13 protein-coding genes are annotated in these 15,094 nt (G+C 46.5%); 10 read left to right on the forward strand and 3 right to left on the reverse strand.

The genetic code is table 11. The features are described from left to right. Positions 1–34 precede the first annotated feature (34 nt). A complete protein-coding gene (locus ACHWTJ_RS05690) occupies positions 35–238 on the reverse strand; it encodes a YlaI family protein (protein WP_029342171.1) in 204 nt (67 codons plus the stop codon). A gap of 117 nt (positions 239–355) precedes the next feature. On the opposite strand from ACHWTJ_RS05690, the gene ACHWTJ_RS05695 reads away from it, so the two are divergent. Together ACHWTJ_RS05695 and ACHWTJ_RS05700 are read left to right on the forward strand one after the other, a co-directional pair. Beyond that, entirely contained in the window at positions 356–808 is a 453-nt protein-coding gene (locus ACHWTJ_RS05695; RefSeq protein ID WP_294740680.1) for a hypothetical protein, read from the forward strand. A 40-nt stretch (positions 809–848) separates the two neighbouring features. Beyond that, complete coding sequence (locus ACHWTJ_RS05700; RefSeq protein WP_294740681.1) at positions 849–2,165, forward strand: PhoH family protein; 1,317 nt, start codon at positions 849–851, stop codon at positions 2,163–2,165. A 39-nt stretch (positions 2,166–2,204) separates the two neighbouring features. Here the strand turns inward: ACHWTJ_RS05700 and ACHWTJ_RS05705 are convergent, their stop codons facing one another. Next, positions 2,205–2,666, reverse strand: coding sequence for a hypothetical protein (locus ACHWTJ_RS05705; RefSeq protein ID WP_294740683.1), 462 nt, complete (start codon positions 2,664–2,666; stop codon positions 2,205–2,207). A gap of 123 nt (positions 2,667–2,789) precedes the next feature. On the opposite strand from ACHWTJ_RS05705, the gene ACHWTJ_RS05710 reads away from it, so the two are divergent. From ACHWTJ_RS05710 to ACHWTJ_RS05725, 4 genes are all read left to right on the forward strand, one after another. Continuing rightward, complete coding sequence (locus tag ACHWTJ_RS05710; protein WP_023468835.1) at positions 2,790–3,068, forward strand: YlaN family protein; 279 nt, start codon at positions 2,790–2,792, stop codon at positions 3,066–3,068. Between the two features lie 71 nt (positions 3,069–3,139). Continuing rightward, positions 3,140–4,411, forward strand: a complete 1,272-nt coding sequence (locus tag ACHWTJ_RS05715; protein WP_394679251.1) for an FtsW/RodA/SpoVE family cell cycle protein — start codon at positions 3,140–3,142, stop codon at positions 4,409–4,411. Then, positions 4,404–7,838, forward strand: a complete 3,435-nt coding sequence (locus ACHWTJ_RS05720) for a pyruvate carboxylase (RefSeq protein WP_294740687.1) — start codon at positions 4,404–4,406, stop codon at positions 7,836–7,838. Before ACHWTJ_RS05715 ends, ACHWTJ_RS05720 begins: the two co-directional genes overlap by 8 nt. A gap of 75 nt (positions 7,839–7,913) precedes the next feature. After that, entirely contained in the window at positions 7,914–9,269 is a 1,356-nt protein-coding gene (locus tag ACHWTJ_RS05725; protein ID WP_294740690.1) for a deoxyribodipyrimidine photo-lyase, read from the forward strand. Positions 9,270–9,311: 42 nt separating this feature from the next. Here ACHWTJ_RS05725 and ACHWTJ_RS05730 read toward each other — a convergent pair whose 3' ends face one another. Further along, positions 9,312–10,205 carry a heme A synthase gene (locus tag ACHWTJ_RS05730; protein ID WP_294740692.1) on the reverse strand — a complete coding sequence of 298 codons (894 nt, stop codon included), beginning with the start codon at positions 10,203–10,205 and terminating at the stop codon, positions 9,312–9,314. A gap of 324 nt (positions 10,206–10,529) precedes the next feature. Here ACHWTJ_RS05730 and cyoE point away from each other — a divergent pair, with 324 nt between their 5' ends. From cyoE to ACHWTJ_RS05750, 4 genes are all read left to right on the forward strand, one after another. Continuing rightward, a complete protein-coding gene (gene cyoE / locus ACHWTJ_RS05735; RefSeq protein ID WP_294740694.1) occupies positions 10,530–11,462 on the forward strand; it encodes a heme o synthase in 933 nt (310 codons plus the stop codon). A gap of 64 nt (positions 11,463–11,526) precedes the next feature. Then, complete coding sequence (coxB, locus tag ACHWTJ_RS05740; RefSeq protein ID WP_294740696.1) at positions 11,527–12,558, forward strand: cytochrome c oxidase subunit II; 1,032 nt, start codon at positions 11,527–11,529, stop codon at positions 12,556–12,558. A gap of 35 nt (positions 12,559–12,593) precedes the next feature. After that, positions 12,594–14,462, forward strand: a complete 1,869-nt coding sequence (ctaD, locus tag ACHWTJ_RS05745) for a cytochrome c oxidase subunit I (RefSeq protein ID WP_294743324.1) — start codon at positions 12,594–12,596, stop codon at positions 14,460–14,462. A 1-nt stretch (position 14,463) separates the two neighbouring features. After that, the gene (locus tag ACHWTJ_RS05750; protein WP_035406743.1) at positions 14,464–15,093 is read left to right on the forward strand and encodes a cytochrome c oxidase subunit 3; all 630 of its coding nucleotides are present in this window, start codon (positions 14,464–14,466) and stop codon (positions 15,091–15,093) included. Position 15,094 lies beyond the last annotated feature (1 nt).

The raw sequence follows: 15,094 nt of genomic DNA on the forward strand, positions 1-15,094 counted from the left end.
GGTCTGTCAGGGAAGTTCCCCGCAGACCTTTTGTTTACCAGTGTTTCCGTTTCGTTTCCCAAGTCGGATAAAGATGAAATTGTCCAGAGGCATGGCGTTCAAGTGTCCGTTCTTCTACACGTGACCGACACTCATCACAGATATGGACACGGACTGGTTTATTGCGTAATCGCTTCGCGGTGAAGGACCAATCATCAATCGTTTCACGCTTATCGCAAATCGTACATTTCACTCGCATGTCAGGTCCTCCCTTTTTTTCTTAGTATATCATATTAGAAGATTATTCAGATGTAAAAAAGGGAAATGAGAAGTATATCTCGAAATATCATCACTAAGTCATAGAGGGGGTGATGTCATGGCAAATAAAGTAGAGCAACAACTCAGCTCAAATCAACTAGATGCATTATCACAATTACCACTCGTTTTTTTGATCACGCACGACCAATCCAAACATTGGCCGATCACACATGCAATCAGTTGGGTACATGCGCTGGATTCGCAAACGGTTCGTTTTGCGATTGAAGCCGATTCTCATCTCGTCAAAACGTTACAAGAACATCCGGTTTTCACCTTGATCTTCTTTGCAGAGCAGTCGACGTACAGCTTAACGTGTACGGACGTCAAAGCGTTTACGCCGAAAGAACCACTTCCACTTCCGCTCTCTTTTTATGAGGGACGTGTCGAAGAGGTACGTGACATCTTATTTTACGGAGCAGCTGTCACGCAACGACCAACCATTGGAAAAACATACGATGAACAGGCAGCCGAACGGTTGGATCAACACGTTCATCGCATCCTAAAAGCGTAACATTCATCACAAACTCGACTCTAAAGGGGCGAACGATGGAATGAAAAAAATATACGTACTTGATACCAATGTCATGCTTCACGATCCACTTTCTCTTTTTCAGTTTCAAGAGCATGATGTCGTCATACCAGCGATCGTACTAGAAGAACTGGATGGAAAAAAACGCAACATGGATGAAGTTGGACGCAATGCACGAGAAACAGCTCGTATTTTAGACCAATTGCGAGAAACCGGTCAGCTTCATGCGGGAGTTCCGCTTGGAAACGGTGGTATTCTTCGCGTCGATATTGGGGACTCCATTCATGAGGGTTCGCCGTTTACGCATGAATCAAATGATAACAAGATTATCGAGCTCGCATGGTCGATTCATCAGGAACAACAAGCTGAAGCGACTCCACGAGATGTCATTCTCGTCTCAAAAGATATCTTAGTCCGTGTTAAAGCGGATGCGTATGGATTAGTCGCTGAAGATTACATGACGGATCATATCGCTGATTTGACTGGTCTCTATACAGGATTCATCGAAGTGACCGTCGATCAGGAATATATCGATGCTTTCTATCAAGATAAACGACTTTCGGTTGATGTCTTGCCTGAAAAAGTACAGCCGAATGAATTTGTCATTCTAAAAAGTAACATGTCAAAAGCTTCTGCCATTGCTGTCGTTGATCAGAATTTGCCGATCATCCGGGCACTTTCGATCGATGTCGATCAAGTCTGGGGTGTCATTCCTCGAAATGTGCAGCAACGAATGGCATTTGAGTTATTATTACGTGACGATGTACCACTTGTGACACTCGTTGGTAAGGCAGGTACCGGAAAAACGTTACTTGCACTCGCTGCGGGTCTCCTGCAAGTGGAAGATGAGCATAAATATAAAAAACTGGTCGTTGCTCGTCCGGTCGTACCTATGGGAAATGATATCGGTTACTTGCCGGGTGAAATGGAAGAAAAACTTCGTCCTTGGATGCAACCGATCTACGACAACCTCGAACACCTCTTTAATACAGGATCGGGAGACGAACTTGGTAACATTCTTGCTGGAATGAAAACGATTCAACTGGAAGCCTTGACGTATATTCGAGGTCGGAGCATGCCGGGACAATTCATCATCATCGATGAAGCGCAGAATTTGACGAAACATGAAGTCAAGACGATTTTGACACGTGTCGGTGAAAACTCGAAAATCGTGTTAGTCGGGGATCCACAGCAGATTGACCATCCGTATTTAGATGAGTATTCCAACGGTTTATCCTACGCTGTAGAACGACTCAAAAATGAGAAGATGACGGGGCATGTCAAACTCGTCAAAGGGGAGCGCTCGAACTTGGCGCGTCTCGCAGCCGATTTACTATGAAAAAACGTGGTGCGTCTAATCAGGCGCACCACGTTTTCCTTATATGACAGTGACCGTATGAACGGATTTGACGACTCGCTGTCCGTGCAACAGGTGGACGGGTCCATCTGCCAATACTTTGCCGTCTTGTGAGAACTGTAGGTACACTTCATCGAGTTGCTCAAGTGGAAGTTCGACCGTCTCTTCACCTTCGAAACGAATAGCGATCGCATCCGGTAAGAGTTCAGCATTCCGGATGAACGGTGCGAGTGCCATGGCGAATGACCCTTGAAGCGCGGCCTCTTTTTCAGCGCGTGTCATCGGACGATTGTGATCCGTACGACTGCCTTCCATAATGCCTTTATCCCACGCTGCCCCCATTTTCGCGTAGTAAGCTTCTTGTTCGCTCGTATCTGCTGGTTGTCCAATCTTCTCGATCGCGACCTTTCGTTCGTCAAAGATCCAAACTGTCGGATCAATCGTTAACTGATGTCGTACTTTACCGTTAATCGGAAAAATCATTTGTTCTACCCCCTAAATGTGTAAGTCCAACAAATCCATTATACCGAAACGTTGAATTGTTGGCGAAAGTAAGGTAAAGTTTAGCTATAACAGGAACGCGTCATTTGATGAGGAGGGATTGGATTGTCAACTGAAATCGAGACAGTTCATCGCCAGCGCGCTCTTGAGCTACTAGAAGCGGATGCACAAAAAATCCGCCGGTTGATCGAGGTCCAGCTTGCGAATTTAACGATGCCACAATGTCCTCTTTACGAGGAAGTATTGGATACACAAATGTTCGGATTGTCCCGTCAGATTGATTTTGCGGTACGTCTTGAACTGATTGATGCGGGTGAAGGGAAACAGTTGCTCGAATCACTTGAACAGCAATTATCTGATTTACATGATGCGGAGACGTGCTGATTTTCTACTCAAACGTGAAATGCGGCGTTTGGGTATTTTTTTTTAGAAAACGAAAAAAAGGACGTGTACATATGTTAGCGAAGTTTAAAGAAAAACGAGCATTTTTTGACTACGGTCTCTTCTTTACGATGCTCATCCTCATGGCAATCAGTACAGTCATGGTCTACAGTGCCAGCGTGTGGAACGGTGGCGATTATGCGAATACGTCCTTCTTTGAGAAGCAGTTGATGTTCGATGCGATGGCCATCGTGCTGTTCCTTTTCGTTTCGCAAGTGAATCATGAAGTGTTCCGTGGACCAGTCATTCGTTTATTTCTATATGCGGGTACGTGGTTTATGTTAATGGCGACATTGCTCTTTGAACCACTAAACGGTGCCCGTGCATGGTTAAACTTCGGTATCTTCTTGATTCAACCGATTGAACTTTGTAAATTCGTCCTTGTTGTCGGACTTGCTAGTTATTTTGATCAAAAACACAAAGGGAAAATGGATGGCGTGATTGGAATCGTCCATCATTTTATCCATCGTCAAATTCCAGCGACGTCCTCAGGAAAACGGATTTTACTTAGTTTCTCGGACTGGATTTTGATTCCGATGGTTGTATTATTAGCTCCGTATGCAATCATCATCCGTTTGCAACCGGATGATGGAGGACTGTTCATTCTGTTACTCATCACGGCGATGATTTTATTTGCTGTTGGATTACCGAGCGGATATATTGCGCTCTGTGCCGTGAGTGTTCCACTCATTTTTTTATATGCTTGGAATAATTTTTCAGATAATCAAATGCAGCGGATCCATGCTAGCTTAAATCCATTTCTTGATGCAGAGGGTAAGGGGTATCAGCTCATCAACTCTGTCATATCGATTGCCCATGGAGGATTATTCGGAGTCGGTCTCGGGAATAGTTTCCAAAAGTATGGCTATCTACCAGAGCCTGAAACCGACTACATCATGTCAATCATCTCAGAAGAACTCGGCTTCATCGGGGTCCTTGTCGTACTCGGTTTGTTGTTCTACCTGATGATTCAAGGGGCGATCATCGCCAACAGGTGTGTATCTCTCTATTCGAGCATGCTTGCGCTCGGTATTTCCGGTATCATCTTCATTCAGACATGTATCAATATCGCGGCGATGTCTGGTCTCTTTCCAGGAACCGGCGTCACCTTGCCATTCATCAGTTACGGTGGATCATCGTTACTCGTCATGAGCACGATGCTTGGTGTGATGGCAAACATCTCTATGCAAAATAAATACCGGATGGCATATCTGAAAGAAGTGCGGACTGCACGTTCGATGAGTGCCACAAGCTCATTAACTAAAGGGGGAGCATCAGTTGACTAAAATCCAAAAGATTCTCGTAGCAAACCGCGGGGAAATCGCGATTCGCGTTTTCCGCGCAGCGACAGAACTCGGTATTCGTACCGTTGCCATTTATTCACGAGAGGATATGGGTTCTCTTCATCGTTATAAAGCCGATGAAGCGTATCGGATCGGGGAAGGGAAAAAACCGATTGAAGCCTATCTCGACATTGAAGACATCATCGCAACCGCAAAAAAAGCCGAGTGTGATGCAATCCATCCTGGGTATGGATTCCTCTCTGAGAATATCGAGCTTGCCAAACGTTGCCGTGAGGAAGGAATTATCTTCATCGGGCCGCAAGAAGAGCACTTGTATAAGTTCGGGGATAAGGTACGGGCACGAACGACTGCGATTGAAGCTGGTCTTCCCGTCATTCCAGGAACAGATGGTCCGATCTCATCCATTGATGAAGCGTATGCGTTCGCAAAAGAAGCAGGCTATCCACTCATGGTCAAAGCATCACTTGGCGGTGGTGGACGCGGTATGCGTGTCGTTCGTACAGAAGAAGAGCTTCCAGACATGATCGAACGGGCGAAGTCTGAAGCCTTGAAAGCGTTCGGTTCGGATGAGATTTACGTCGAAAAATTAATCGAACGACCAAAACATATTGAAGTTCAAATCATCGGGGACGCTCATGGGAATATCATTCATTTGTTTGAACGTGATTGTTCCGTACAGCGTCGTCATCAAAAAGTCGTCGAAGTGGCACCGTGTGTCACGCTATCAGACGAGGGGCGTAAAAAGATTTGTGACGCAGCCGTTACATTGATGAAACATGTCGGATACGAAAATGCGGGTACGGTAGAGTTTCTTGTGACACAAGATGAATCGTTCTATTTCATCGAAGTCAACCCACGTGTCCAAGTCGAGCACACAATTACGGAGATGATTACAGGCGTTGACATCGTCCAGACGCAAATTCGTGTTGCTGAAGGCGAATCGTTACATAGCGACCTCGTCGGCATTCCACAACAAGAAGACATTAAGATGCTTGGTTTTGCGATTCAAAGCCGGATCACGTCAGAAGACCCAGAGAACGGCTTCTTGCCGGATACAGGAAAGATTAAAGCCTATCGTTCACCAGGCGGTTTTGGTGTACGCCTCGATGGTGGGAATGCCTACGTTGGAGCAGAAATTTCACCGTATTATGATTCGTTGCTCGTTAAAATCTCGACGCACGGTTTGACGTATGATCAAGCGGTCGCGAAGATGCGTCGGAACTTGAGTGAATTCCGAATCCGCGGGATCAAGACGAATATCCCATTCCTGAGCAACGTCTTGAAGCATCATGCGTTCGTCAGCGGGGATTACAACACATCGTTCATTGATGATACACAAGAATTATTCATCTTCCCGAAACGTCAAGACCGGGGAACGAAGCTTTTGACGTACATCGGAGAGGTTTCCGTCAATGGGTTCCCGGGAATCGGAAAATTGGACAAGCCGCTTGCGCGTGACGTCCGGATTCCAAAAAATCTACCGACAGACTATACACCAGGAGCGAAAGCAATCCTCGATGCAGAAGGTCCGGAAGCCGTCGCGAAATGGTTGAAAGATCAGGAAAACGTCCTGTTGACAGATACGACATTCCGTGACGCTCATCAGTCGCTCCTTGCTACAAGAATGCGGACGAAGGACCTCGTCGCAATCGCAGAAGCGGAAGCGAAGCTGCTACCTGAACTGTTCTCTGTTGAGGCATGGGGAGGCGCGACGTTTGATGTCGCCTACCGATTCTTGTCGGAGGACCCATGGGTTCGTTTGATGAAATTGCGGGAAAAGATGCCGAACGTCCTGATTCAGATGTTACTCCGCGGTGCGAACGGCGTCGGTTACAAAAACTATCCGGACAACGTCATTCACACGTTCGTCAAGGAAGCGGCGCAAGCAGGAGTCGATGTCTTTCGGATCTTCGATAGCTTGAACAACCCGGAGTCAATCCAACTTGCGATCGATGCGGTCTTGCCGACAGGTAAAATCGCGGAAGCAGCTGTCTGTTATACGGGGGATCTGTTCGATGCGAATCGTCCGAAATATCATCTGCCATATTACGTCAACTTGGCGAAACAATTGGAAGAGAGCGGTGCTCATATCATCGCCATCAAGGATATGGCGGGTCTCTTGAAACCGGAAGCGGCGTATGCGCTCGTATCGGCACTCAAAGATGCGGTATCATTACCAATCCATCTCCACACACACGATGCGAGTGGGAACGGGATTTATACGTATGCGCGTGCGATTGATGCCGGGGTCGACGTTGTTGATGTCGCAGCATCGAGTATGTCAGGACTGACGAGTCAGCCAGCGGGTGGGAGCTTGATTCATGCGTTAAGTGGTCATCCACGTCAACCACTCGTTTCAGCACAAAAATTCGAACAGATTTCAGATTATTGGCAGGACGTGCGTCACCTATATCAAGCATTCGAACTCGATATGATTGCACCGAACCCAACGGTCTACGACCACGAGATGCCGGGTGGTCAATATTCGAACTTACAGCAACAAGCAAAAGCGGTCGGGCTTGCAGATCGTTGGTCTGAAGTCAAAGAGATGTATGCGCGCGTCAACATGTTGTTTGGTGATATTGTCAAAGTCACGCCGTCATCAAAAGTCGTCGGAGATATGGCACTCTTCATGGTTCAACATCATCTGACGGAAGAAGATGTCTTGCACCGCGCAAGTGGACTTGATTTCCCGGACTCAGTCGTTGAACTGATGAAGGGCGAACTTGGAACTCCACCGGACGGTTTCCCGAAAGATGTTCAACAGGCTATTCTCAAAGGAGCTGCTCCGCTGACAGAACGCCCAGGTAAGATGATGGAACCACTCAATTTTGATGCGATCAAACATGAGTTGTTCGAAAAACTTGAACGTCCAGTTACAGAATTTGATGCTCTCGCTTACGCGCTCTATCCAAAAGTCTTCATGGATTACAGTTCGTACGTCGCACGATATGGTGACATCTCGGTTCTTGATACCAATACGTTCTTCCATGGAATGCGTCTAGGTGAGACGATCGAGGTTGAAATCGAACGAGGCAAGACACTTTACCTCAAGTTGATTCAAATCGGTCAGCCAGATGATCATGGTATGCGGACGATCTATTACGAGATGAACGGCGTGCCTCGTGAAGTCGAAGTCAAAGACATCAGTATCAAGGAAAGTTCATCAAGTCGTCCAAAAGCAGATCGAAGTAACGCGAAACAAATTGGTGCGTCGATGCCAGGTAGCGTATTGAAGGTACTCGTCGAGACAGGCACGCGTGTCCGTAAAGGAGAGCAACTCCTTGTCACGGAAGCGATGAAGATGGAAACGACGATCCAAGCGCCGGAAGACGGTGAAATCAAAGCAGTCCACGTCAAGGAAGGCGAAGCTATCGCAAGTCAAGACTTACTGATTGAATTCGTATAAGGTCACAATGAAAAACAGGCGCACGCTCGGCGGGCTGCCTGTTTTTCATTCAATATATAGTGGGAGAGGATACGATTGAACATTATCTGTTGGGTTCGAAGTGATTTTCGATTACAAGACAACCACATGTTGGCACGTGCCATTGAATTATTAAAGGAAAATCCGAAAGCGACAGTTGAGTTCGTCTTTTGGCTCAATCCGGATTACATTGGAGAATATGAAGCACGGCAACAATATTTCTTCCAAGCGCTTGAAATGTTTTCGAATGCCTGTAAAGAGAAAGAGATGCCAATCCGTTTCATCGAAGGGGATGAACAGGCTTTCTTAGACGCAACTGATGATGCAGACTTTTTGTTATTTAATGCGGAATATGTCGAACCATTTAAGACACGAGATGAAAAAATCATTAAAAAGCGTAAGGATCGTCAGACGGAGCGACTACTAGACCGGCATCTTCTTCACCCGCATGATATTAAGAAGCAAGATGGAAAGTTCTACAAAGTATTCACACCATATAAGAATGCATTCATGAAAAAAGACATTCCTGCACCATATAAGGTTAAGTGGCAAGCGCTACGGGATCATTATCAAAAGCGTCAGCACGATAATAGTTTTATCAATGTTTACTTTAAAAAGGCACAGTCTGAGGCGGCATTTCATCCAGGTGAGGAGCAAGCGAAACAACGCTTGAAGAAATTCATCGAACAATCGCTTGAAAATTATGAAGAGAACCGTGATCTTCCTGCTGTCGACGGTACGAGTTTACTCTCTCGTTATTTACGGACCGGTGAGATTGGGATTCGAACCGTCTATGCAGCTGTTCAAGAGGCGAAAGAGTCAAAAGGGAAGCAGACATTCATCACGGAACTTATCTGGCGTGAATTCTATTATATGATTTTAATGCACTTCCCTGAATCAAAACGACAAGCGGTCAACACACAATATCGAGAAGTCAAATGGGAAGAAGATGAGGATGGATTCAAGGCATGGTGTGAAGGGAAGACAGGCTATCCGATCGTCGACGCTGCGATGCGTCAATTGAACCAGACGGGTTGGATGCACAATCGTCTGCGGATGATCGTCGCTTCGTTCCTGACAAAGGATCTATTAATTGATTGGCAAAAAGGAGAACGTTATTTCCAACAGAAACTCGTCGATTACGAAGCGGCTTCGAACATCGGTGGATGGCAATGGGCAGCATCGGTCGGAACGGATGCCGTACCGTACTTCCGTGTCTTCAATCCGACGACACAATCGAAGAAGTTCGATAAGGACGGAGACTTCATTCGGCAGTATGTCACGGAAATCAAGGATCTGTCAAAGCAATATATTCATGAACCGACGAAGCAACAACGAGAAGATTATGGATATCCAGAGCCAATCGTCGCTCACGATGAAGCGCGAAAGCGCGCAATTGCTCGATTCAAATGAAAAAAGGATGTTCCTCGCGTGAGGGACATCCTTTTTACTATTTTACTGGAGACGACTGTTTGCTTTACGTGTTCGGAATGCGTGGTACGTCAAGTAAGATAAGACCCCGAAATAACATGTGATTAAGAACGCGTGTAATAACGGTACATACGTCGCATGTCCACCAAGAACGATCCAAGCCCCCGTAGCAACTTGGCACGTGATGAAGAACGTCGCGAATGCCATGCCGATTTTCGTCGTCCGGTGTTTTAAGCGAATGGCTGTGATATGAACGAACAATGTGAACAGGAACAATAGTCCAGCCATAATCCGGTGAATCATTTGGACCCAGGCTTCGAACGTCATCGTCGGTTGCGAACAAACGGGCCAACCCACACACGCATATGTAGCGCCAACATGGCGAACGTAAGCACCAGTATAGACGACGATCAGCGTGTAGACGAGCAGGCCGTACAAGAGCTTCCGCAAGAATGCTGGGACGGATTCCCTGAATTCCTGACCGGGACGCTCCATGATCAATATCGTTAAAATCAATAGGGCAGCAAAGGAAATCAAGGAGATACCGAAATGTAACGCCATGACGAGGTCCGATTGTTGCCAAACGACAGCTCCGGCTCCGACGATGGATTGAATCAACATGAAGATGAAGGCAAGAAATGCAAAGATCTTCGTATCTAATCGATCCTTAAAGGCAACGAGCGTCCAGAGACATAAGGCGATGATTAAGAGTCCGACGACTCCGGTCACAGCGCGGTGACTATATTCAATCATCGTTTCAACACTTGGGTTCGTCGGGATGAGTTCCCCATGACAGAGTGGCCAATCTGTTCCGCAGCCGTCTCCCGAGTCCGTTTTTGTGACTGTCCCACCCATCAGTAAGACGATCATCATCGTAAACGTGACGAAGGCTGAAAACATCGAAAGCTTTCGATTCAAGATTTGGACACCACCTTTCTAAAAAATACGAAATACATGGATTTCCATAGGACTAGTATCGCATAAAAAGTCCCGAAACGCTTGCAATCTTTTAGAACAACGCTATTCTAGTATTAGGTAAATATGGTGAACTGTGATGAAAATCACATAGATTTCACATTTTGTTCATTATGTCGAAAGTATTTTCATACGTCACGGTCCTCAATATGTGGTATCTTTTATAGAGAAAAGGACGTTTCGTGGCATGTCTGTGTTATTTCTGTGAAGAAATTACGTGAAGCCTAGGTGCTAAACGGAAGCAGATGGTGAAAAGGAGGGAACAGCATGGCGAAAGTTACTGGAGAGGCACTGGATATGGCGATCGAGCAGTCGGATCAACCCACATTCAAGGACTATATCACCCTAGCAAAAATGGGTATCGTCCGTGCCAATCTGATTACGGTCTTCGCAGGGTATGTCGTAGCGGCATCGTACATAACGGATGATGTCCTGTTGTATCTGTGGCAAACCAAGTGGATGTTATTGTGGACGCTTCTCGGGAGTGGATTGGTCATTGCCGGAAGTTGCTACCTCAATAACTACATTGACCGGGACATCGATTACAAGATGGAACGGACGATGGGAAGACCAAGCGTTACTGGGAAGATGGATGGACAACGGATACTCGCACTTGGACTCGGGATTCTTGCGACCGGTACGGTATTGTTGTTGATCGTCAACCATGTGGCGGCAGTGTTCGGATTGATCGGATCATTCGTTTACGTCGTCATTTATACGATGTGGTTAAAGCGGACGCATACGATCAATACAGTCGTAGGTGGTATATCAGGAGCGGTGCCACCAATCATTGGATTTGCGGCAGTCACTCCGACGCTTCACATTGATGCATGGATTTTATTCCTCATCATGTTCGTGTGGCAACCACCACATTTCCTTGCACTCGCGATGCGACGGACAGAGGAGTATCGGGCAGCAGGTATCCCGATGTTACCTGTCGTAAACGGATTCGCGATCACGAAACGACAAATTGTATGGTGGATTGCAGTACTCATTCCATCATCACTCCTCTTAGCACACTATGGCATCATCTACATGATCGTCATGGCATTGCTCGGTGGATATTGGCTCTATATGGGACTGAAAGGTCTGAAGATCCAAGATGAACAAGCCGAGATTAAATGGGCGTCGAAGATGTTCTTCTTCTCACTGTTTTATTTCACGGCTTGGATCGTGACGGTCGTACTCGTTTCTCTCTAAAACGATTTGACATAATTCACGTACACCATTACGAAAGACAAAATTGGGGACAAAGAAAGTGGGGATGGTTGTGAAAAAATCAGTAAAAATGCTCTTCCGGCTTCTTCCAATCGGCTTGATGGCACTTATGTTATCAGGTTGTGGAATTCCGGAATTGTCTGCGCTACAGCCTCGCGGAGAAGGCGCTGAAATGCAACTTGAGATCATCAAGCTTAGCTTGTGGGTCATGTTGTTCGTCCTTGCGATCGTAGCCGTCATTTATATTTACGTACTTATGAAATTCCGTCGTAAATCAGGTGATAACACGGTTCCGAAGCAAGTTGAAGGGAACCATACGCTTGAAATCATCTGGACAGTCATTCCGATTCTTCTTTTGATCGTTCTTGCAATTCCGACGATCAAAACAACGGTTGAACTCGCAGATGCAAAAGAAGCGAAGAAAAACGAACAAATCAACGTCACAGCAAACCTTTACTGGTGGGAATTCGAATACCCAGACAAAGGTGTTTCGACAGGACAAGAACTCGTCATCCCAGTTGGTAAACGTGTTGCTGTCAACTTGACGTCTAAAGACGTCATCCACTCATTCTGGGTACCTGCTCTTTCTGGTAAGACAGATACAAACCCAGGACTTGATAACGAAATGTGGTTACAAGCCAAAGAAGCAGGCACGTACTACGGTAAATGTGCCGAGTTGTGTGGTCCTTCCCACGCATTGATGGACTTTAAAGTCGTTGCGATGGAGCAAGATGATTACGACAAATGGTTGAAAGACATGAAAGCTGCTAAAGAAGCAGAAACGAAGCAGCTTGATAAGAAAAACGAAAAGAACTGGACGACTGGTGAGCAAGTCTATGCCCAGAACTGTCTCAGCTGTCATGGTGGCGGGAAAGTCGCACCTAGCTTGACGAACTTCGGTGATCGTCAGCGTATCGCGGGTTACCTCAAACATGATAAAGAAAACCTCGAAAAATGGATTCGCGATCCACAAAAAGAGAAACAAGGTACGAAAATGCCTGGATTCTCTGAAGATAAGATCAGCGATGAAGAATTGAGCGAATTGGCAGATTATCTATTGGACAAAAAGCTCCAATAATTTTTTAAGGGGGAATCATAGTGGGGACACATACTATGGGTATGCCGCAGAAAAAAAGCGGCATCATGGACTGGCTAACGACAGTCGACCATAAGAAAATCGGGATTCTCTACATCATTTCCGGATTATTCTTCCTTCTGGTCGGTGGCGTAGAAGCCCTAATGATTCGTTTTCAATTGATTAAACCGATGAACGATTTCGTCAGCGGTGAACTCTTTAACCAATTGATTACGATGCACGGTACGACGATGATCTTCTTGGCAGCGATGCCGATGTTGATCGGTTACATGAACGCAGCAGTACCGCTTCAAATCGGAGCACGCGACGTTGCGTTCCCGTTCTTGAATGCACTTGGTTTTTGGTTGTTCTTCTTTGGTGGAGTCTTACTGAACCTTTCGTGGTTCTTCGGCGCTGCACCAAACGCAGGGTGGACAGCATACGCGCCACTCTCGACAGTACCAGAGTCACTCGGTGTTGACTTCTATTCACTCGGGTTACAGATTTCTGGTTTCGGTACACTTATGGGGGGGATCAACTTCCTCGTTACGATTTTGAACATGCGTGCACCAGGTATGAAACTGATGCGGATGCCGCTCTTCACATGGACAGCATTCGTTGCTTCTGCCTTGATCGTTTTCGCATTCCCACCACTTACGGTTGGATTGTTCCTCTTGACGTTCGAGCGCCTCTTCGGAGCGCACTTCTTTGACCCGGCAGCGGGCGGGAACATCGTCATCTGGGAACACCTCTTCTGGATCTTCGGTCACCCGGAAGTTTACATCTTGATCTTACCGGCATTCGGTATTTTCTCTGAAATCATTCCTACATTTGCTCGTAAGCGTCTCTTCGGTTACACGACGATGGTCTTTGCGACGATGTTGATCGGTTTCCTCGGATTCATGGTATGGGTTCACCACATGTTCACAGTCGGTCTCGGTCCGGTTGCGAACGCGATCTTCGCAGTTGCGACGATGGCAATCGCTGTACCGACAGGGGTCAAGATCTTCAACTGGCTCTTTACGCTATGGGGCGGTAAGTTGACGTTCCCAGTCGCGATGCTTTACTCGGTCGCTTTCATTCCATCATTCCTTGTTGGTGGTATGACAGGGGTCATGCTTTCGGTAGCACCTGCCGATTACCAGTACCACGACAGTTATTTCGTCGTTGCCCACTTCCACTACGTTATCGTCGGTGGGGTCGTCTTTGGTCTCTTCGCAGGTCTTTACTACTGGTTCCCGCTCATGTTCGGGAAACAGCTCAATGAGTTCTGGGGTAAAATTCAATTCTGGTTGTTCTTCATCGGCTTCCACTTGACATTCTTCCCACAACACATTCTTGGTCTGACAGGTATGCCACGTCGTGTCTTCACGTACTTGCCAAACCAAGGCTGGGAAACAATGAACTTACTTTCTTCAATCGGTGCAGCCTTCATGGGTGTGTCGACGATCGTTCTCGTCATCTCGATCGTTGCCGCATTGATGTCAAAAGAATATGTAAAACGCGACGTATGGGGCGATGGACGTACGCTTGAGTGGACACTTCCTGTTCCAACTCCAGAGTACAACTTCGCACAAATTCCACTCGTCAAAGGTTTGGATACGTACTGGCTCGAAAAAATGGCAGGTAACAAAACAGTCTCTGTTTCAGAAGAAGTCGGTGATATCCACATGCCGAACAACTCGATCTTGCCGTTCGTCATGTCAGTCGGTCTGTTCCTTGCAGGTCTTGGATTCATTCTTCGTCTAGATTACGGTACTGTCGGTCTTGTCATTGCCTTGGTCGGTCTTGCGATGACATTCATCGCGATGTTCTTCCGTTCTTGGATCGACGATGAAGGATACTACATCCCGAAATCAGTCGTCGAAGAAGATCTACGCCTTGAAGCAGAAAAGGAGGCGAAGTAAGATGGGTCATCATTCAGTACCAAACAACCCGATCACCGGTATTCCGGATCATGTTGAAAAAGCAACACTTGAGGGTAAGAATAAATATGTAGCCTTCTGGTTCTTCCTTGGAGGAGAGACGACTTTGTTCGCCTCTCTCTTCGGGACATACATCGGACTTCATAACTCCGGTGCGAAAGAAGGTCTACGCAGTTATGACATCTTCGAAATGGGTCTCGTCTTCATCATGACGATGCTCCTCTTGACAAGTTCGTTGACAAGCGTTCTTGCGATGATGGCAATGAAACGTAACGATGTGAAAAAGATGAAGCTTTGGCTCATCATCACATTGCTTCTCGGTCTTGGATTCTTAAGTGGTGAGATCTATGAGTTCAATCACTACTACCACATCGGTCATACGTTCACGTCGAGTGCATTTGGTTCTGCCTTCTATACACTCGTTGGTTTCCACGGTGGACACGTCTTGTTCGGTCTTCTCTGGATTTCGACATTGTTGATCCGGAACTGGAATCGTGGCATCACGGTCGTGAATGCGCCGAAGTATTATGTTTCAAGTCTTTACTGGCACTTCATTGACGTCGTCTGGGTCTTTATCTTCTCAGTCGTCTACCTCATGGGGATGGTGAAATAAG

Origin of the sequence: uncultured Exiguobacterium sp., assembly GCF_964277885.1 — a bacterium.
GTDB lineage: Bacteria > Bacillota > Bacilli > Exiguobacteriales > Exiguobacteriaceae > Exiguobacterium_A.